This is a genomic window from Chryseobacterium pennipullorum (genome assembly GCF_003384725.1).
GTDB classification, from domain to species: domain Bacteria; phylum Bacteroidota; class Bacteroidia; order Flavobacteriales; family Weeksellaceae; genus Chryseobacterium; species Chryseobacterium pennipullorum.
The window spans coordinates 91,280-112,272 of sequence record NZ_QNVV01000008.1 but is presented as its reverse complement, the minus strand read 5'-3'; the positions used below and the strand labels follow the sequence as shown (position 1 = coordinate 112,272).

The 20,993-nt window shown below is 40.9% G+C and carries 15 protein-coding genes; 4 read left to right on the top strand and 11 right to left on the bottom strand.

Going from position 1 to position 20,993, the window contains the following annotated elements:
- Positions 1-75 precede the first annotated feature (75 nt).
- The 5 genes from DRF67_RS10690 to DRF67_RS10670 all read right to left on the bottom strand — a co-directional run bounded on the left by DRF67_RS10690 (position 76) and on the right by DRF67_RS10670 (position 6,278).
- Positions 76-1,197, bottom strand: coding sequence for an agmatine deiminase family protein (locus DRF67_RS10690; protein ID WP_115928294.1), 1,122 nt, complete (start codon positions 1,195-1,197; stop codon positions 76-78).
- Positions 1,198-1,266: 69 nt separating this feature from the next.
- Positions 1,267-2,091, bottom strand: a complete 825-nt coding sequence (locus DRF67_RS10685) for an AraC family transcriptional regulator (protein WP_115928293.1) — start codon at positions 2,089-2,091, stop codon at positions 1,267-1,269.
- A 208-nt stretch (positions 2,092-2,299) separates the two neighbouring features.
- The gene (locus tag DRF67_RS10680) at positions 2,300-3,889 is read right to left on the bottom strand and encodes an MFS transporter (RefSeq protein ID WP_115928292.1); all 1,590 of its coding nucleotides are present in this window, start codon (positions 3,887-3,889) and stop codon (positions 2,300-2,302) included.
- A gap of 5 nt (positions 3,890-3,894) precedes the next feature.
- Positions 3,895-4,938 (bottom strand): HlyD family secretion protein, encoded by a 1,044-nt coding sequence (locus tag DRF67_RS10675; RefSeq protein WP_115928291.1) that lies wholly within the window; start codon positions 4,936-4,938, stop codon positions 3,895-3,897.
- A gap of 11 nt (positions 4,939-4,949) precedes the next feature.
- Entirely contained in the window at positions 4,950-6,278 is a 1,329-nt protein-coding gene (locus DRF67_RS10670) for a TolC family protein (RefSeq protein ID WP_115928290.1), read from the bottom strand.
- 131 nt (positions 6,279-6,409) lie between these two features.
- On the opposite strand from DRF67_RS10670, the gene DRF67_RS10665 reads away from it, so the two are divergent.
- Positions 6,410-7,204: a helix-turn-helix domain-containing protein gene (locus tag DRF67_RS10665; protein WP_115928289.1), complete on the top strand. Its 795-nt coding sequence runs from the start codon at positions 6,410-6,412 to the stop codon at positions 7,202-7,204.
- Positions 7,205-7,384: 180 nt separating this feature from the next.
- Here the strand turns inward: DRF67_RS10665 and DRF67_RS10660 are convergent, their stop codons facing one another.
- Both DRF67_RS10660 and DRF67_RS10655 read right to left on the bottom strand, forming a co-directional pair.
- Positions 7,385-8,839 carry a sigma 54-interacting transcriptional regulator gene (locus tag DRF67_RS10660; protein WP_115928288.1) on the bottom strand — a complete coding sequence of 485 codons (1,455 nt, stop codon included), beginning with the start codon at positions 8,837-8,839 and terminating at the stop codon, positions 7,385-7,387.
- Positions 8,840-8,915: 76 nt separating this feature from the next.
- Positions 8,916-10,055 (bottom strand): vWA domain-containing protein, encoded by a 1,140-nt coding sequence (locus DRF67_RS10655; protein ID WP_115928383.1) that lies wholly within the window; start codon positions 10,053-10,055, stop codon positions 8,916-8,918.
- Between the two features lie 694 nt (positions 10,056-10,749).
- Here DRF67_RS10655 and DRF67_RS10650 point away from each other — a divergent pair.
- Together DRF67_RS10650 and DRF67_RS10645 are read left to right on the top strand one after the other, a co-directional pair.
- The gene (locus tag DRF67_RS10650) at positions 10,750-12,435 is read left to right on the top strand and encodes a sensor histidine kinase (RefSeq protein ID WP_228435783.1); all 1,686 of its coding nucleotides are present in this window, start codon (positions 10,750-10,752) and stop codon (positions 12,433-12,435) included.
- Entirely contained in the window at positions 12,435-13,088 is a 654-nt protein-coding gene (locus DRF67_RS10645; protein WP_115928286.1) for a response regulator transcription factor, read from the top strand. The genes DRF67_RS10650 and DRF67_RS10645 overlap by 1 nt, the downstream gene beginning before the upstream one ends.
- Before the next feature lie 542 nt (positions 13,089-13,630).
- On the opposite strand, the gene DRF67_RS10640 is transcribed toward DRF67_RS10645, so the two are convergent.
- The 4 genes from DRF67_RS10640 to DRF67_RS10625 all read right to left on the bottom strand — a co-directional run bounded on the left by DRF67_RS10640 (position 13,631) and on the right by DRF67_RS10625 (position 19,058).
- The gene (locus tag DRF67_RS10640) at positions 13,631-14,026 is read right to left on the bottom strand and encodes a VOC family protein (RefSeq protein ID WP_115928285.1); all 396 of its coding nucleotides are present in this window, start codon (positions 14,024-14,026) and stop codon (positions 13,631-13,633) included.
- Between the two features lie 253 nt (positions 14,027-14,279).
- On the bottom strand, positions 14,280-15,083 hold the full coding sequence (locus DRF67_RS10635; RefSeq protein ID WP_115928284.1) for a DUF4249 domain-containing protein: 804 nt from the start codon (positions 15,081-15,083) through the stop codon (positions 14,280-14,282).
- A gap of 3 nt (positions 15,084-15,086) precedes the next feature.
- Positions 15,087-17,417: a TonB-dependent receptor gene (locus DRF67_RS10630; RefSeq protein ID WP_115928283.1), complete on the bottom strand. Its 2,331-nt coding sequence runs from the start codon at positions 17,415-17,417 to the stop codon at positions 15,087-15,089.
- Between the two features lie 660 nt (positions 17,418-18,077).
- The gene (locus DRF67_RS10625; protein WP_115928282.1) at positions 18,078-19,058 is read right to left on the bottom strand and encodes a helix-turn-helix domain-containing protein; all 981 of its coding nucleotides are present in this window, start codon (positions 19,056-19,058) and stop codon (positions 18,078-18,080) included.
- A 138-nt stretch (positions 19,059-19,196) separates the two neighbouring features.
- Here DRF67_RS10625 and DRF67_RS10620 point away from each other — a divergent pair, with 138 nt between their 5' ends.
- A complete protein-coding gene (locus DRF67_RS10620) occupies positions 19,197-20,951 on the top strand; it encodes an ABC transporter ATP-binding protein (RefSeq protein WP_228435782.1) in 1,755 nt (584 codons plus the stop codon).
- Positions 20,952-20,993: the final 42 nt, after the last annotated feature.

The following is a 20,993-nucleotide window of genomic DNA, read 5'->3' as shown; positions in this document are numbered from 1 at the left end:
TAAAGATGGATGGGCAAATTTACGTTATTTTTCCGCGACTCTTTGCCGGTTGGGACCAGCTTTTTTGCGATGATTTTACTTGGGTTGCTGTTGCGTTACACAATGTACCATACCGCCATTGGCAAATAAATTCCGGCAATCGATTCCAACTACTTTTTTGTCGGGATACAGCTGCTGAATGATCTGGTTGGCAACGGCATCATTCGGATCGTTATAATTAGGAACCAGAACGCGGTTATTGGCAATATAATAATTGATGTAAGAAGCACGGCCAACATTCTCCCCATAGGTCGTTACCACTTCATTTTGGGTCAGAGGGACTTTTACAAACTGATAGGCAGCACCCGTTTTTCCTGTGGCAGCATAGAGCTTGTCAATATCGCTGTCCGGAACCTCCCAGTAGGCCAGATCATCAGAATTCATCGTAATAATGGTAGACTTGTTGGCAAATCTTGCAAAGCCGTCAATGTGCATGTCAGTGATATCAAGGCCGGCTTTACCGTTCAGCCAGATAAATTTGGTTACCCCTAAATTTTTTGTGAATATGGCCTCAGCCTGCTGCTGCGTCATCCCAGGATTACGGTTGCTGTTCAGAATAGAGCTTTTACAGGCCATTAAAACACCATTTCCATCAATTTCGACACTTCCGCCTTCATTGATCATTACCGAGTTGAGGTCGATTTTTGGAATATTGGTGTCTGAAGCAATCTTAGAAGGTACAGCATTACAGTTGCTGTACTCGGCTTTATCGCCCCATCCATTAAACCCCCAATCCTGGATGAATAACTGGCCGTTCTGATCTTTTACATAGATAGGCCCGTTGTCTCTCACCCAGAAATCATCAGTTGGATACAGCTTAAACGTAATATTGGCAACCGGTACTCCGGCACTGCTCAACAGTCCTAAAATACGCTCTTTCTCAGTATTGTCGTAAGCGATGATATGAACTTTTTCACTCTGTACCAATTCTCTGGTCATTGCAACCCATGTAGCATCCAGACGGTTTCGGTAGGTCACTCCATATTGGTGGGCATGGGGCCATTGAAGCCAGGTTCCCTCGTGCGGTGCAGATTCTTCCGGCATTGTATACGCTATAGATCCGGGATTTCCTGTATCTGGTGTTTCAGGCAAGTCTGTGGGAGAACATGAAAGTAAAAGAGCAGGAAACAAAAGGGACATGATTTTCTTTTTTTGCATAACTGATTTATTTTTAACAGGGCAAAATTAGTAAGAGGCATGGTGAAAGACTTGTCCGGAATTGACAACTTACTTTAATGGCAGTAAAATATAAGTAAGCTGTTCATCCAGATGATCCGGATGGAGACTATGCCGCTCATAATGTTCTATAATCGGGGTATGCGAAAACTCAAGACCGGAATTAAAAATCCATCGGGAATAGATTTTAGTATAGGTTTCATCTATTGTTTCATAGCTGCCCGTATGGGTAAATCGGGCATACCGGCCACCGAGGATCTTTTTTGCTGGTAGTTTTTTATGGAGGGCCTGTAGGGTAGCACATGCGTCATACCTGCAGTTTATCTCAGTCTTGATCAGGGGTTCATCGGCTATCACACCAAAATATCCTGTGCCGGAGTCCGGAAATTCATTCTTCATAAACTTTTCCCAAAGGACTTCAATCTCCTCGTTGTTGTAATAGGTTGTCGTACTTTGATAATAAACCTGTAAGGGTTTGAGATATACAATTTCGGGTTCCAGAAGTACCTCAGAGGTTACCGGGATAAGATTCTCCCTGGAGAGAAGCTGCTCCTTGCTGAGCCTTGCTGCTTTCGGAGAAATACCGAAATGCAACTTAAAAGCTTTGGAAAAAGAGGCAATATTGGCAAATCCAACTTCAAGGGCAATAGAAGTGAGATTTTCTTTGGTATAAAGGATGCGCTTATAGGCATTTTCTACCTTAAGTCTCTGCTGAAATGCACCTATGGTTTCACCACAGCTGTACTTAAAAATACGCTGGATATTTCTGTAGGAATAGTGGGATATGTCTTCCAGTTCCTTTACAGAGATCGGCTGATCGTAATTCTGTTCTATAAAATTGATCACTCTATAGATACAAGTAAGATGGTCTTCCATAAGTCAAAAAGTCTGAGGATTGCAGACGATATTATAATACAAATAAAAGAAATAAATAATTGTCTCCACAGGATTTTAATGAAACATTCCATAGTAGCTTTAGCCATATTCTTACCTTATCTTACCACCTAAAAACTTAATGGTTTAAATAGTATAAAGGTTTTAGCCCAGTTCATCAAATCAACTTGGTGGTAACCTAATACCTGCCTTAATAGGGGATATTCCCTTTACGAAGGTTCAATACAACCTTCCGGATTTTAGGCAAAAGAAAAAGAATAAGAAGGATGCACAACAATCCGGCCAGCATAATATAGTAATAATCACGGGTTGCTCTTATCAGGATCTGTTCTTTGATAAGGCTATTGAAGTGAATTTGTGATGCCTCCTGTGCGTTGTATACATCGTTGCCTGCGTTCAGATAAGAGCTCCTGATATCCTCTAAAACGAGGGGAAGCCGGGAATTGGTTGCTTCCACGCTTTCACGAATTTGTTCTCTCGCAGAAGATTTTGTCAATAACTGTACCTGATTATTAATAGCGATACTGATACAAAACCCAACAAAACGTGAGAAAATACCGATAAGAGATGCGTTGAATGCTATTGACGGAGGGGCTGCAGATGCGGTAAAGGTAACGATGGGAACAAACAGAACCCCTGTAGCAACCCCATAAATAAACAAGGGAAATATAAAGTCTGTGGAATCCCCGGTTACTGAAACAAATTCCAGCATATAAAAATAATACAAAGCCATGATGACAAAACCTGAAAGGATCAGCCGTACAAGAGGTGTCCCGGATAATAGTAACCTTGAAGTTACAAACATACTGAGAACGGTTCCCATAATAACAGAGATCCACATAGGAATCGTGTGCAGCGGATCAGTTTTTAAAATGGTTTCCACATAGGCATAGGTAAGCCCTGTTGTTCCCTTAAAAATGTAGAAAACAACAAGCAAGAGCAGGCCTATGATACAATTGCCGGTCCTGAAAATCCGCAGATTGATAAGCGGGCGCTTTACAGACATTTCTCTGGCGATGAAAATCGTCAGAAGTACTACCGCAAAAATACTCAGTACCGTAATAACAGAGCTGTCAAACCATCCGGATTGCCGTCCATAAACTAAAATATAACCCAGTGTAAGACAGAATAGGGTATAGAAGAAGTATCCGGCCCAATCTACCTGGAAAAGCGGGAATTTTTTATGAAATCTGGCTTTTGCATTCATGGTGACCCAGACAATAACAGCCATAGCCATCAATACAACATTCTGTCCGTAAAACAACCAATTGAAGTCAAAAAATTGGAGCATTATACTGGAATAGATGGCATAAAAAGGAACCGAGATCTGTATTCCTGCATACAGCAGAGTGTAGCCTATGATCCTGGCTCTGGTAGAATGCAGGCGTGGAAATGTCATTTGGAGAACAATGCTGCAGAGCAGGGCACAGGCGATTCCCTGAACAAATCCACTCAAAAGGAAAAGAATCCAGCTTTTGCTATAAAAGCAGGCCAGTGAAGACACCGAATTCAGGATAAGGCCTGTCAGAAGATATTTTCGCGAAGTAAAATACTTCACAATACGGAAATCCAGGGCCAAAAAAGTAACTGCTGAGCCATAGGTAATCACCATACCATACTGTACATCCGCGGGCTCTACACCATAATAGCCCATTACCGCCGCGGGACTGCTGTACGCTGCAAAACTAAAAAGAGAGGTCATCAGGATCCCAAAAATAAGTGTTCGTGCGAGCCACTCAGGGATCCATTCTCTAAAAACGGGAATAAGATGAATCTGCATATCTGCTATTTTAGAACATAAACATTGGCATTCATTCCTGCAGAAAGCTTGGCAAGCTTCATGCTGCTGTCGGTCAGCTTGATCCGTACCGGGATGCGCTGGGTAATCTTCACGAAATTTCCGGTTGCATTATCAGGCGGCAGAAGAGAGTACCGGGATCCCGTAGTAGGTGACAGAGACTCTATAATTCCTCCGAATTTTTCTCCGGGATAGGCATCTGTTTCTACGGTGACCTTCTGTCCGATAGTGAATGTTCTGATCTGAGTCTCCTTAAAGTTGGCCACTACCCATTTCTGCTCAGATGTATTGACCACAAATGCCAGGGTTTGTCCGGGCTGTATCAACTGTCCTTCCTGGATGGATTTCTTTCCTATCTTGCCGTCAAAAGGAGCGGTAATAACTGTATACCGGATATCCAGATTCTGTCTTTTCAGTAAAGCTTCCTTTATGCTGATCTCTGCATTCACGGCTGCACGTTGTGCCCTCACATCATTCAGCTTAGATTCAGCTACCCGTAAGGACGCGCGGGCCTGCTCGTAATCGGATTGATTGATCACCAAAGAGGTGTGTACATTATCAAATTTCTGTTGGGTGGTAGATTCATCCTCCAGAAGACTCTTATAACGCTGGTATTCTTTCTGCTGCTGTGCGAGTCTCGCCCGTGATCCTGCCTCCTGAGCTCTGCTGACCTCAATGTTTTCAAGCTGTGTTTCCTCATTGGCACTAAGTATGCCAAGCTTTGCCCGGGAGCTTGTAAGTTCTGCCAGGGCGGCTTCTTTTTTCAATCCATACTCTTCACGTTCAATGACGACCAGTGTATCTCCCTTTTGTACTTCCTGGTTATCTCTAAAGCTGATCTTGCTGATATAGCCGCCTACCTTTGCATTGATGGGGGAGAGGTATGCGTCTATCTGCGCATCATTGGTTTCTTCATACCGTGTTCCTTTCCAGAAATACAATCCTGTCCATGAGATCAGGACAATTAATAAGGCGATTCCAAACCATTGAGTAGCAGTGGCTACGATTTTATCTGTTCTGTTATTTTTCATACATGTTGATATTAAAGTGTTCCTGTGATAGCCAATAATCTGATATGGCTCAGTTTCAGATTGACAAGGGCAGAGGTGAGGCTGAATCTGGCCTCGAGCAGTACATTTTCTGCATCCAGAAGGTCAGTAAGTAATGATTCCTGATTAAGGTAACTGTTTCGGATAACGCGGACGGTTTCTGTGCTTTGTGCGATGTTTTTTTCCGCTGTCTCTACACTCTCGGAGGCCTGTATCTGTTGCAGGTAGGCTTCCTTCACCTGAAGGCTTATTTCATCCTTTCTTATGCCGGCTTTTTCTTTTTGCTGAAGACTTATCGTGCGGGCATGGGCAATGGAATGTTTGCTTTTGTAAAGATTGTCCAGAGAAAACTGCATTCTTACTCCGGTCTGCCCATATCCCCACAGCGCATTGGAATAGGGATAAAACGAAACCTGCGGATAGGTGTAATTATAATCGGAATACAGGGATACTTTGGGAAGTCTGGCGGATCTCGTCTGTTTTTCGGTCAGCTCACTGATCCGGATTTCACTGGAGGCTATTTTTAATTCAGGAGAATTATTGAGCGCCACGTCCATGTACTCCGGATATCCAGTATTTTTTATTGAGTCTGTAAGCAATAATTCCCGGTAAGGAATTGCAACCGACTGTTCAGCCTCCCTTCCCATCAGCGTATTGAGTCTCTGGCTGGCGATCTCTATTTTTTTTGATACATCCGAAAAACTGAGTTCCATCTGAGACAGTTTTAAAGAAGTACGTAATACATCACTTTTCAGAACGATTCCGTTCCTGTTAAGACTTTCTATCGTTGATAGCTGTTTCTTTTCTGCAGCTATTTCTGCAGTAATAAAATCTCTGAACTGTAGAAACTTATACAAATCATAATATGCCACAGCAATGGCGTAGTTTACATTATTCCTTTGAAGGTCAAATTCATATTGTCTGTGAAGCTCTTCCTCTTCTTTTATTCTGACCGCTCGCCTGTCTTTTCCTCCGTTATAAAGATTGAGATTAAAATGGTAACCTGCTGCATATCCATATTTTGAAATGGGAACATCCTGCGGTGACGAGAAAAGACCATTGTCATAAATCAGAAATTTTGAATTCAGTCTGAAATCTCCGGCAAGAGTAAGTTCTGGCAAAAGTTTATCTTTAGCCTCAAGAATGGCAATTTTGCTTTCCTGACGGTTAAGATCAGCCAGCAGAAGGTGCCTGTTTTGGGCTGCTGCTATTTTCCATACTTCTTCCAGGGTCAGCAGTTCAGGACTGTCCGGTTCCGGTATCTGAGCCCATACTGCCATCGGTAATATCATAAGGCAAAGCGCATATACGTATTCTTTCATGGGTAACTTATTTGTACCAGCAAAATTATCTGGTAAGACCAGCATACTTTTTGTATTATTAGCCTTATTTTTGTTAATTCAGGCCAAAATTTCGAAAGGCAGCTACTAGGGTATTAATTAAATTTGAATCAATGAGCATTTTAAAAGAACTGGCAGAAAGGGTAGATGGCTGTCCTGCCTCGATATCCGTCATAAGGACGCAATGGGAACAAAAACTCCCGATGCATAAGCACGAGAAAGGACAATTGCTGCTGGTAACTGATGGGATGGCCAATCTTCGCACCAAAGAAAAGGACCTTTATGTTCCTTTGAATCACTATATCTGGATGCCTAAAAAATATGCCCATAACCTGATGTTCAATTCCAGAAATCTGCATATTATCAACATCTATTTTCCGGATCACGAGGAGGCGGATCATCATTTTTATGACGATCTGGGAATATATCCGGTCAGCAGTTTACTCTCAGAGCTTCTGAAATTCTGCAGCCAATGGAATGGAGATTTTCTTCCGGGTTCATGGGAATATGAATATCTGCTGACCCTGAAGCATCTGCTTCCGCGGGAAGATCTGAAGAAATTCTCTATTCAGCTTCCTGTGACCGACCACCCGCGGCTGAATGAAATGTTAACCTTCATCAGGGAAAACCTGGAAAGTCCCCTTACACTGGAATACATGAGCATGCGGTTTGCCATGAGCGTGCGAAGCTTTACCCGCTTTTTTAGTAATGAGCTACAAGTCTCATTTGTGCAGTATCTCAAAATGATCAGGATCATCCGTGCCATGGAATTAATGCAGGAAACAGATTTGAGTATGAGTGAGATTGCCTATCAGATCGGATACTCCAATATCTCTGCATTCAGCAATATGTTTCAGCAGCTGACCAATATGCGTCCTACCGCCTTTAAACTGATGTCTTCAAAATAGAAAGCTGTGCTATCCGTATTCTCCTCATAATTTAATTCATGGGTATAAATTTGGGAGACCATGCCTATCAGAAAAGGTATAAAAAACCGCCTCATCAATTGTGAAGCGGTTTTGTATAGGTAGAACAGCATAAGAAGAGGCTATTCTGATTTTAAATTTCAAACTTTGTATAGTCTGTTTCTAATTACGCAAAAACTGTCCAATACCCGGCGAATCAAAAGTAAAAGCATTCTGATTTTCAGACTTGTCAATTTTATTGCTGATGGTCAATGCCCAAAGCACCAGTTCTTTACAGAAATTCTGATCTTCCAAGCTAAATTCCGATGCATTTTCTTCAACCACAGTCACCAAAGGGTTAATCTTGTTAAGTTTAGCATAAAATTCTTCATCCGAATCATTGTAATTCAGTTCCAGATGATTTTTGTTAAACCATCTGATGAGTTCGGTGTAGGCGGTATTGATTCCCTCTTTTTCCAGCTTCGGAATACGGGGGAAGATCTCTTCGAACTGCCTCATGACTGCTTTGTCGATAAGCATTTTGGCAACAAAGTCTGCACCTTCCTGTTCTCCTTCATATACCAGCTCAATCTTTCCTGTAATGGAAGGGACGATAGACATAAAATCAAGCAGACGGACTGTTGTTTTTTCAGCTCCGGATTCAATCAGACGCAATTTTGCTGCCGCCATCAGATTCTCCATTGCACTGATGGTCAGACGGGCACTTACCCCACTTTTCGCATCTACATATTCGCTGACACGGGCTGCAAAAGCAACTTCTTCCAAAAGATCTTTGGCCAGATCAGGAACCTTGATCTTCGATTTGTCTTCAGCTGAGATCAGGGCCTCCTGTTCCGTTATTTTTCTTGCAAGGGCAATCGTATGGGGATAGTGGGTAAAAATCTGTGAACCTATCCTGTCTTTCAGTGGTGTTACAATACTTCCCCGGTTGGTATAATCTTCCGGATTGGCTGTAAATACAAACTGAATATCCAGGGGCATTCTCAGCTGGAATCCCCGGATCTGAACATCTCCTTCCTGCAGGATGTTAAACAGCGATACCTGAATTCTTGCCTGTAAATCCGGAAGCTCGTTCAATACAAATATAGAACGGTTGGAGCGGGGGATCATTCCGTAATGCAATACACGCTCATCAGAATAAGGAAGCTTGAGAGTCGCGGCCTTGATAGGATCTATATCACCGATCAGGTCAGCAACATTCACATCAGGAGTTGCCAGCTTTTCGAAGAACCGGTCCGAACGGTGTACCCACGAAATCGGAGTTTCATCACCAAGCTCTGCCAGGAGATCTTTAGCGAATTTTGATATCGGGCGAAACGGGCTGTCATTGATTTCGGAGCCTTTTACAACGGGCATGTATTCATCGAGAAGATCTACCATACTTCTGGCGATCCTGGTCTTAGCCTGGCCCCTTAACCCCAGAAGGTTGATGTGATGGCCGGCAAGGATAGCCTTTTTCAGTTGGGGAATTACGGTATCTTCATAGCCCCAGAGACCCTCAAATACAGGTTCTTTAGCCCTGATCCGGGCAATCAGGTTGGCCTGGATCTCTTCATTGATTGTTTTATCAGTATAACCGGATTCTTTTAATTCTTTGAATGTAATATCGTTTTTCATTTTCTTTAGGTAATAATACTATTTATATGCAAATACTTATCGTTAGTTTTAACGATCAGGTTGAAACTCACGTTCTCTATATCCGCTTGACTCTGTTTTTCTCATAATCCTCAAAAATCATTTGTCCCAGACCGGAAAGACCAGTTAAAAAAGCTTTTCCTTTATTTTGGGCTGTAAATGCTTCCACAAACTGACGCAGGTACGGATCCTGGGCAATCATAAAGGTGGTAATGGGAATTTTCAGTTTCCGGGCTTGTGCCGCCCTGTTGAGACACTGGGTAACAATCATTTCGTCCAGTCCGTAGCTGTTGGTGTAGAATTCACCGGTCGGCAGCTGAATACAGCTTGGCTTACCATCTGTGATCATAAAGATCTGCTTGTTGGTATTTCTTTTTCTACGGAGAATATCCATGGCCAGTTCCAGTCCCGCGACCGTATTCGTGTGGTAAGGTCCCACCTTTAGATAAGGAAGATCTTTGATTTTGATCGGCCATGCTTCATTTCCAAAAACAATAATGTCTATGGAGTCTTTTGGATATTTCCGTTTAATAAGCTCTACCAGGGCCATAGCTACTTTCTTGGCGGGAGTGATGCGGTCTTCACCATACAGGATCATCGAGTGGCTGATGTCAATCATGAGCACCGTACTCATCTGAGCTTTGTGTTTCGTTTCTTCTACAATGAGGTCATCTTCTGTAAGACGCAGATCTGAAATTCCGTTATTGATCTGGGCATTCTTTAGGGTTTCAGTCATATTGACAGAGGATAGGTCATCCCCATACTGAAAAGAACGGCTCTCGCCTTCGCGTTCATCACCGGTTCCTGTTTTTGCGGTACGGTGATTGCCAGCGCCACTTTTTTTAAGTTTTCCGAAAATCTGGTCCAATGCATATTCCCGTAAGGCAGCCTCCAGCTTCGGGGTAAGGAGATTTTTCCCCTTTCCCTTTCCAGAATTACCTTCTTCAGGTTCTTCTTCCTTAATATAGCCGCGTTTTTTCAGGTCTTCCTCAAAATCCTGAAGCGTATATTCAGCGCTGAAAATGTCATATTCCCTGTCGAGCATGTCCAGCCACTCGAACGCCTCTTCAATATCACCAGAAGTATGGGTCAACAGATCTTTGAATACATCAAAGACCCGGTCAAAATGGGATACTTCTTCCGGTGTATGCTTACTGAACGTAAAACCTCTCTGAGAATTTAAATCTTTACTTTTCATAAGATATGAAGCTGTTTTACTGTTATCTTTTTCCAATACCACCATCTGAGACGGATATGATGTTCGAACTGTAAGTGTTGCGGCTCAGATAGGATTGGGGTGTGATTAATATTTTTTAAACAGGACAAGTTAGGAAAATATCATTGTATGATCCGGGAAGGAAAATAGAAAAAACTAATGATCGCGATATGAAAACCGGATATCAGTATAGATTCATAAAACGTAACATCATCAATAGCTAAATAGTTCGTATACATCGGCGGTCGATAAGGTTCAAAGTGAATATTTTTTGTTATAGAAGAAGCATTTGCTGGCAGAAGATGGCAGTTCTGCGTGTAAAGAGTTGAGGAAGAGGGATAAATATCGGGACCATATCCTTAAAAAATACACATTTGTAAAATATTTTATTGAAGGCCTTGGTTTTTGCAGTTGATCTAAAAAAAAAGTTTTACACAAGCAAAAACTGAAATTTACGGTCTGTTTTAATGTTAAATAAAATTAAATCATCGGAATTTTATCACGAATTTACTTTTATAACAAGCCAAAAATTACTTTAACTTTGCTAATTAAATGCTAAACAAAGAACACAAAATTTTGAATGGTATCATTAATGCCTCATGCCTTGAAGATAAGTCATTAGGAAATTAACTTTATCTGATAAATACATATGAAATATAAATTTTTAAATTTTAAATTGAGGAAAATTGTTCATTACTCACTGATCCTGTGTATTCTCCTGATACAGGTAATTATTGCCATATTTTTTTATACTGAATTCGTTAATGAAAAGAAGCTAAACTTCATCAAGAACCAGCTGGAAGAAAGCAGGGCGCTGGGGGGGCTGACCGATAACTCAAGGAAAGACTTCCTCGATGCCCAGGAACATCTTCAGAAATATATGGTAAGCCAGGATGATAAAGATCTTAAACTTTATTTTCAGTCACTGAAAAAGCTAAGAACCAATTTTGACAAAATTGGTGAATACGAAAACTCAAGTCCAAGGTTGAAAAAGAATCTTGCACTTCATAAGCAGGATACAGTAAAGATCACAAAGCTGAAAGTACTGATTGATTCGGTTTATCAGTCTTCGATGAACCCTCCTGCCAAAATCCAGGACAAACAATATGAACCCGAAAAGTACAAAGGAGATTTTGAAAATCTCAAAATACAGACGCGTACCTATACGGATACCATTAAGAAGAAACGGTTTATGGGGCGCTTAAAAGATGCCATAACAGGAAAAGTGAATGTGCAGAAAGAAAATACAGTCATTACCCTCTCCAATGATAAAACAGTAGATATTTCCAACGTACAGTCGGAAATCGACAATACCATTAAATCCATGAACAGGCATTATGCAGCGGAGGTAAAGAAGGCTCAGCTCATTGCTGCTAAAAATCAGAGAGATAATCTGCAGTTTTACAGTAATTTCAGTAAACTTCTGGTGTACAGCAACGGACTGATTGAGGTGTACGAAAGTGCGATTAACGATTTCAAATCACAGCTTGAAAAAGAGTATAGCGAACAAAGCTCAAGCAATAACAGGATCAGGACCTATCTGGTATTGGGACTTATGGTACTGATGTTCATCGTCTCTATTTTGATTATGTATTTTACCCGCGTGGCTTTTATATATGAAAGGAAACTTAATGCTGCCAATGACGAAATTAAAAAGAACCTTAATTTTAAAAACAGGATTCTGGGAATGCTGAGCCATGATCTGAGGTCACCACTCAAGATCATTAATATTTTTATTGATAAAATTCACAGAACCACGCAGGACGAGACGATAAAAGACTACCTGAAATCCATAAAATTTACCAACAGTACCTTATTGCTGCAATCTAACCAGATCCTGGAGTATACCAAGAATGAAAACGCTGAGAAGGAACTTATAAAGTCTGTTTTTAATCTTAAAAATGAGATTGGGTCCATCGTGGAGGTGATTACTCCTTATCTTGAAACCCGGAATAACAGATTTGTCGTAACAGACAGAATTCCTGAAGATGTTGTTGTCAACTCGGATAATATAAGAATCAATCAGATTTTTATGAATATTCTCGGGAACGCCAACAAGTTCACAGAAAACGGGCAGATCGATCTTACCATGGTTACTGAGCCTGTGGATGAAAATAAGGTCACCCTGATCACCACGGTAAGCGATACCGGTATCGGAATATCGGAATCTGACCTTGGGAAAATTTTTGATCCCTATTATCAGGGAATGGTTTCTGATGAAGTGGACAATCTGGGCGCAGGTTTAGGTCTGAATCTGTGCAAGGAGATTGTAGAGCTTTTTGATGGTGATATATCCGTCTCCAGCAAGCTTCATAAAGGAACAACAATAACATTCAGAATCATTTTAAAAACTAATACATAATGGAACTACCGGTTGAAAACAGAGAGATTGTATTCCTTCTGGCGGACGATCACAGCATTGTACGACAGGGAATTGAGATCATCATCGATGATATTGCTCCCCATGCGAAAGTGTATCATACTTCGTCTTTACAGCAGGTGGTGGAGCTGGTGGAATCCAAAGGGATCGAAATGGCCATTATTGATGCTCATTTCCCGGACGGAAACAGTTTACATATTTTACCACAGATGAAGATAGCTAATCCGAATCTCAAAATCCTGATCTTTACGGGTCTGGAAGAGGATCTGCATGCTCTTAAATTCATTAAGGCAGGAGCGAACGGATACCTGAGTAAATTGAGTGAAGAAGAGGAGGTAAGGGCGGCCATCCTGAATTTCATTGAAAAAGGAGAGTATTTCTCCGATCTTTCCAGAAGCTTAATGGTACAGTTCGTCTTTAATCCGGACCTGATAAGCCCACTCAGTCCCTTAACGAAAAGAGAATTACAAATCGCAGAAATGTACGCAGACGGGCTTGGAAATCTGGAAATTGCGAATCATTTAAACATAAAGCAAAATACAGTAAGTACTATCAAAAAGAATATTTTTGAAAAATTAAAAATAGAAAACCTTGTTGAGTTGATCGATCTGATCAAAACACACCATAAAATTTAGACTCACTAAAAGATATTTTTACGCTTCTATACGACAAAAACACCAAAGTGTCGATAAATATCTATGGCGCTCCCGATATGTATCGACGGTGTTTATTGTGATTAGTATTCAGTAATGTCGTTACTTTGCAGTATAAAATTAAGGGATTGAAAAATTGCATAACCAAACACAAAATGCTTTTTTAATTTAAAATTTTATACAAAACACAAATGATTATAGTGGAAAAATAATAAACTATAATTATAAAAAACACAAAAATGATGAAAATTCATACGACAACTGATGAATTGAAGTGTATGAATAACCTGTAATGGGCTTCCTGAAAAAGCAAATGATCAAAATAAAACACAAATACATATAAAGAAGTTCAATTAACAGGTTATTATTACAAACAAAAAAGGAGGGTTCCCCCTCCTTTTTTATTTTTATTTGTTCCGATCAGATTTTCCTTTCCCTTCCAGATTATAAATTCAATCCTGAAGGTTTATTATAGGTGAACGGACTAAAGTCCGTTCCTATTGAATAGTAGTGTCATGAGCACTTTAGCTGAATTTTTTCACCGCTTCTGCACTTACCGGTGTGAAAAAATTGATTAGATTTCCGTCCGGATCCCGAAACAGAAGCGATCGGTTACCCCATGGCATGGTGGTAGGTTCCTGAACAATGTGATCAGTAACTTCTTTAATTCTTTCGTATTCTCCATCTACATCTGACACCAGGAATTCGATAATGGTACTTTGGGTGCTTTCGGATTCTGTCATATGTTCACCAAAAAGCTTCATCGTCTGTGTACTTCCAATCGCGATGGTGATTAACGGCATGGAAAGTTCTGCAAAATCTTCCGTATACCATTGGGCTTTTAAACCGGTTATTTGTTCATAAAACGACACAGATGACCTGATGTCTTTGGTAATAATTCTTAATGATGTTAATTTCATTTTGTCTTGCTTTTAATTTAGACAAAGCTACGGCAGAGTAGTGACAAGAGTATGTCAGCAGGTTATTCCAAAAGCGATAATTCAAAACGGCTCCTTCCTTCAAGAATTGATCTTTCACAACATCCATCCATTTGCAGAAATGCATTCATCGCTCAAAAGGCCACTTTTATCCTGAGGACAAACCTTATTTCTACGGTCAACAAAAAAGGCATTCCTTTATGTTTGGAATGCCTTATCTATAGGGTTGTGTTATCTACTGGATCACAAAACTCTGTCTGCTTTGCGTATGTGCTGAAAAGTAGCCTAATGCCCCGTTGCTGATATTACCCGGAGGATTAGCAGGAGTTACGCCGCTGCCTCCGCCACCGGAAATATCGAGAAGAGCACTGTAAAATGTAAATACGTTATTATCTATGCTTTGCATTTCTACATGGATGCTGTCTCCCGGTACAACCTCATGATCTGCTCCGTCACTGTCATCATTAGGCATCATTAAAGGACGCTGATTCGGTAATCCGTTATTGAGATTGTCTGAGAATACATTAATGTATTTTTTAGATAAATTATTAACGGTGAAAGAAAACAGATACCGGTTTCCCAATACTGAAGGATCAGTAAAAATTGGCAAAAGAGTATAGCTAATTTTATCTCCAAACTTAAAGGAATCCTGGGCCAGACCTTCAAAATCAACGGGTTCAGGCATCGTACTCTGGGCAGTATATTGCTGTCCTTCCGCCTGTATCTTCAGAGTATAAGTTCTACCTGATGCCCCTACAAATGCTGTGGTCTGATATTGACCATCTCCTATATAATGTAAAGTTTCAGTCTGTCCGGTATTATCACTCAAAACGACCTGCGCACCGGTGACTGCCGGGTATTGGTTGGGTTGTGTAAATGGTACAGATTTGGTAATCTTTACCACATAAGGACCTGCCTGATCCGTCACATTGCCTTCAATGACTATTTTTCCACTCTGATCTTCAAGATCAAGATCGATTTCTTTCTGACATGATGTGACTGCAAACAGGGATAATATAATTAGAAAAGTATTTTTCATGATTTAAAATTTGAAATTGTAAGTGATGTTAGGAACCCAGCGGAATAGTGAGGTCTGCATGGCACGGGTGGTTCCCGGATTGTTCGGATTGTCTTCGAAGGTGATGGTGTAAGCATTTTCACGTCCATAGAGATTATAGATTCCAAAAGTCCATGATCCCCGGAAACGCTTATTGGAAGATGGCTCGTATGTCGCGCTCAAATCCATTCTGTGGTAAGCCGGCATTCTGTCTGCATTTCTGTTGCTGTACTGGAAAACCGTTTGGCCGTTCAGTTCATATTTCCCGGTCGGGAAGGTCACTGCATTTCCTGTGCTGTAAACGAATAGTCCTGATAAAGACCATTTTGGATTCAGCTGATACGTCGCTACAACGGACAGGTCATGTGTTTTGTCCATTCTGGCATTATACCATTCGTTATCATTGATTCCGTTTATTTTTCTCTCTGTTTTAGATAAAGTATACGAGATCCATCCTGTAAGTTTTCCGCTTTTCTTTTTGGCGATCAGTTCCAGTCCATAAGCCCTTCCTTTACCAAACAACAGTTCACTTTCCACATCGGCTGCCGTATCGAAGGTGATCTGCGCACCGTTTTTGAAATCGATCTGGTTCTGCATCGATTTGTAATAAATTTCAGCATTCAGCTCGTAATTGTTGTTGTTGAAGTTTCTGCTGTATCCCATACTGATCTGGTCTGCGATCTCGGGTTTTACCGTGTAGCTGCTTCCAATCCATTGGTCGGTAGGATTTCCGCTGCTGGAATTGCTTAAGAGGTGAAGGTTCTGAGTATTGCGGGAATACCCACCCTTGATGCTGCTTACTTCATTGATTCTGTAATTGGCCGTAATTCTCGGTTCTATGTTGACATAGGTCTTACCAAACTGCCCCTTCTCCAGAAATCTGCTGTCGGTAAGGACTCCGTTTTCATAGGTATTAAAAGTATCACCGCCTAAAACACTGAACATCGAAAGCCTGGCGCCGTAATTAATGGTCAGTTTTTCAGTTGCCTTAAAGTCATCATTGATGTAGAGTGCATTTTCCCAGGATTTCCTAGGATTTCGGGGAAAGCTGCTTACGCTGGTCCCGGAAGCACTGCTTGGGGTGATGGTGTGATAAATAGACTGAAGTCCGAAGCGAACCGAATGCTTGTTGCCTGCAAACCATGTGAAATCCTGTTTCAGATTCCAGTCCTGTATTTTGGAATTTAATCCGAAATTATTGTCATTGCTTTTCAGGCTTACTTTATAATCGTAATTGCTGTATATAAATGAGGTATTGGAGAAGAGCTTACTGTTGATAATGCTGTTCCATCTCAAGGTAGCTGTCGTGTTCCCCCAGTCTGTAGAAAACGTGTTTCCCAGTCCCAGTACATCTCTTCCGAAATATCCTGACAGGTAAAGGCGGTTGTTTTCATTGATCTGATAATTAGCTTTCAGGTTCAGATCATAAAAGTACAGTTTATTGTCTTTAAAATCATTAGACGTTTTAAGAAATAAATCAGCGTAGGTCCTTCTCCCGGATACAATGAATGATGATTTTTCTTTCTGAATTGGTCCTTCTACACTCAGTCTGCTGCTGATCAGTCCGATTCCTCCATTGATATTATAATCTTTGTTGTTTCCGTCTTTCATTTTGACATCCAAAACAGAAGAAAGGCGGCCCCCGTACTGTGCAGGGCTGTTTCCTTTGATGATACTCGCATCTTTAAGCGCATCACTGTTGAAGGTACTGAAGAATCCCAGTAAATGGGAAGCATTGTATACAGGTGCTTCATCCAACAGAATAAGGTTCTGATCCGTGGCACCTCCTCTCACACTGAACCCGCTGCTTCCTTCGCCGCTGCTTTTAATACCCGGCAGGAGCTGGATGGTTTTCATCACATCCTTTTCTCCGAAAAGAACCGGGAGCTTTTCTATATTTTTGATGCTCAGGGTTTCCGTACCCATTTGGGCAGAAGTCAGATTTTTGTCCTTTCTGATTCCCGTGATCACTACCTCATCAATGGTGTTGGCCATCGGCTCCTGTTGGCTAAGGGGAAGGTCCAGCTTAATATTCTGATCAACAGTGATCTGTTGTTCAAAATCCTTATATCCGGGATAAGAAATGACTACCGTATAATTTCCTTCGGGTAATGACAGGGAGTAGAAACCATATTCATTTGCGACTACATGAATAGAAGGATCCTCAGCAACTTTTACACTGACTCCAATCAGAAGCTCGCCGTTTTTCTGGTCCTTGACCGTTCCGCTTACCTGATACTTTTGCTGCGCTATTGCCCAACTGCTGAGACAGAGCGCCGCTGAAGCAGCAGCAATTTTTAAAAAAGATGTTTGCATTAGTTTATTTTTTACAGTAGTAGAGCTTTCTAATATAGGTTACAGTTTGTTGGATTAGTTGAATAGAAAGGAGATTAGTTACATCTAAAGCTTTAGTTATGAAGTAAATCCGTTAAAAATGACTTTTCTGGAAAAACAGGAAGTAAAAATAATCTGAAATGATTACATAAAAAATAATATTATGCATTGTATATTGATTTTATTTGCTTGTTTATGTAAAATAGTAATAGAATAAATTATTATCCTTTTTTATGCGCATTTTTTTTCATTTTAATTCAAAACATAAGTCGGAAGCCCATAGAAAGGACTGAGTGAGTATGGGGTCAGGGAAACAAGTAGGCTCAGGGATGTTTTTTTCGTTTTCATGATGACTTATTTTAAAACCCGGTTTCTTCTTCCGGGCCAATACTAAAACAAGCTAAAGCGTAAAATATTGCATGAAAGAAAAAATAAGATGGATAACTACAACATCATATACTGGCTCCTTTGCTTACAATTTAAAATAACATAGTCTTAAAGTTATAAAAATACGGTCTCTTTTCAATTTCTGAATAGCATACTTAGGTATACTCAATACAAAGGCTGGTACAGACCATTTTGGGTAGGAGAGCTACACAATGACAATATCTTTGATGAAGCGGCATCCATATCCTTATGAACTTATTTTCCGATTTTGCTGGGCAATATATTGTATTTTCTTTTGAATGCTGATGAAAAATGGCGTGGATTCTTATATCCAACAAGATCTGAAATTTCACTGATATTCAGGTCACTGTCAAGAAGCATTTTTTTCGCCAGCTCCATTTTGGTATCATTCCAGAATCCAAAAACCGTAGTTCCAAAAAGCTCCTTAAATCCTTTCTTTAAGGTAAATTCATTGGTTCCAACCTGATGGGCAAGATCATTCAATGAACGTTCAGCATTGAGATTGCTGAGGATAAAATCCCTGACAGCGTAGATCTTTTCTTCATCTTTCTTAGCAAGAGAGGATGCTGAGGCCCCATCATCGAAAAGCTGTTCCAGTTGCAGCAGAAGCAGCTCGGTGACTTTTGCTTCCAGGTAGATCCGTTTGAAAGTCCCTTTTCTGTCGCAGTGCATGATGTCATTCAGGATCCCGTACATTTCGAGGCTGATGCGGTTGTGCTCAGGATGAATAAGAGATGAGCTCTGCTTTTCTATAGCATTTCTGAATGTTTCAAATAACCCGGAATGGTCAGGAAGAAATTTTTTAAAGAAGTCCGGAGCCAGATTGATTTCCAGGACATGCATATCCGGTCCGTCAAACTCCATTTTGCCCTGCATTTTATGAGCATAAATAATGTTGTGCTGATAGCTGTCAAACGCTACGGTTTTCTGAAAATTACCGGAAGTGGCTTTACTTTTTCCTTTAAGGGCAAAATGCATCTCTACCGTATCGAAGTCACTTTCAAAATACAGCTGGAGCCTGTTGGTTAATGAGATATTTCCAAAGCTTATATGCACATTCCCGAAACAGATCTCATGATAAAACCCGTCCCCATAAGGCGGAACAAGCCGGGTGACACATTCCTGTATGTCCCCGTCACTTACATAATAGGTATCGGGATAACTTCTTTCCATCAGTATTTTTCCAAAGCTTTCATCGTATAATCGTAATGTCATGTCATTTCCTTTCGTTAGAATTTCCTTTTTGCGGACTTTTTATTCCGTCTCACATACCCAAACTGCTGACTGTCTGTGCTACTTTTGCACAAAGGTAATGATTATTTAGAATCATTCTTAATAACTAAGTTGTTTTTTATGAAAGAATCCAAGAAAAGAAAAAATGGAATTGCCCGGCTGCTGGAAATCGCAGGACGAAGAAAGATGATGCTATTCCTTTCCGCTTTTCTGGCGGTAATCCATGCACTGCTGAGCCTGGTCCCTTATATTCTGGTATTTTACATCATCCGGGAACTGACGCTGGAAACAGTGGATTTCAGTCTGGCAAAGCGCTATATTATATATGCTGTGATTGCCGCGGTGGCAAGTATGGTGGTATTCTTCTTTTCAGGAATTCTCTCTCATATAGCGGCATACAATATTCTGTTTGAGCTCAGACGGTTCATTGTAGACAAAGTCGGAAGGTTGCCTATGGGCTATCTCAACAACAGAAACTCAGGAGCGCTGAAAAAAATACTGTCTGATGATGTGGAAAGAATTGAAAACTTCATAGCCCACCAGATCCCCGATTTTGTAAAAGGGGTCGCGCTGCCTGTGGTGACAATTGCTTTCCTTTTTTCTCAGGATTGGAGACTCGCGCTGATCAGTTTTGTTCCGTTGATTATTCTCGGAATCTGGATCCCCGTGATGTTTGGTGGCAAAAAATCAAAAGTACTAATGAAAAACTATCATCAGTCATTGGAAGATATGAATGCCGGTATTGTAGAATATGTCAGGGCTATGCCGGTGATGAAAATCTTCGGACAGTCTGCAGAAACATTTGACAAATATGGAAATACAGTGAAGAGATTCAATGGCTTTGTCAATGACTGGGTAAAGTCGAGTACACCCGCTTTTGCAGTATTCATGAGCTTTATCAGCAATGCCATGCTTCCGGTATTGGCGTTGGGGTTGTATTTGTACTTTAGGAATGGGGTAACGCTGGCCACTTTATTATTGTTCCTGATCCTGGGAACAGGCTACATCAAACCTCTCTTTGTGCTGAGTAATATGGGAATCCAGATTTCAGTGATCAACCGGGGAGTAGAGCAGATTGATGCGCTTTTGTATCATCAATATTTAAAAGAAAACCATGAAGATCATCAGCCGGAAAACCTGAGCATAGCATTTGAAAATGTGAGCTTTGCGTATGATGAGAATAACCTTGTACTGGATAATGTTGACTTTGTCATCAGAGAAAAATCCATTACAGCGCTGGTAGGCCCTTCAGGAGCAGGTAAAAGTACGGTAGGACAGCTTTTAGCCCGCTTCTGGGATGCCAGTAGAGGAACGGTTAAAATAGGGGGTGTGAACATTATGGACTTCCCTCAGGAACAGCTGATGGAAATGGTTTCCTTTGTATTCCAGGACAGTTTTATGTTCCAGCAAAGCATGTATGAAAATATAAGAATGGGGATGGATAAAACCCGGGAAGAAGTGGAGGAAGCTGCAAAAGCTGCCCAGATCCATGAGGTTATCATGAATCTTTCCAACGGTTACAATACCTTATTTGGACAGTCGGGAGTACATCTGAGCGGAGGAGAGCAGCAGCGCTTTCAGCTTGCAAGAGCCATTCTTAAAAACGCACCGATCCTTATTCTGGACGAAGCTACTGCATTCGCAGATCCTGAAAATGAGTATAAGATCCAGCAGGCATTCAGCCGCCTCATTAAGGATAAAACCGTGCTGGTTATTGCCCATAGGTTGAGTACCATTACCGATGCTGATAAAATTTTGCTCTTTGACAAAGGAAGTCTTATTGGCGAAGGTACCCATGAAGAACTTCTCGAAGAAAGTGAAATGTATCAGAGAATGTGGAACGCTCATGTCCGTGCTAAAGAATTTGTCATATAACGATAATGAAGACTGTCATGGGATCCGTCATCACTCCTATGC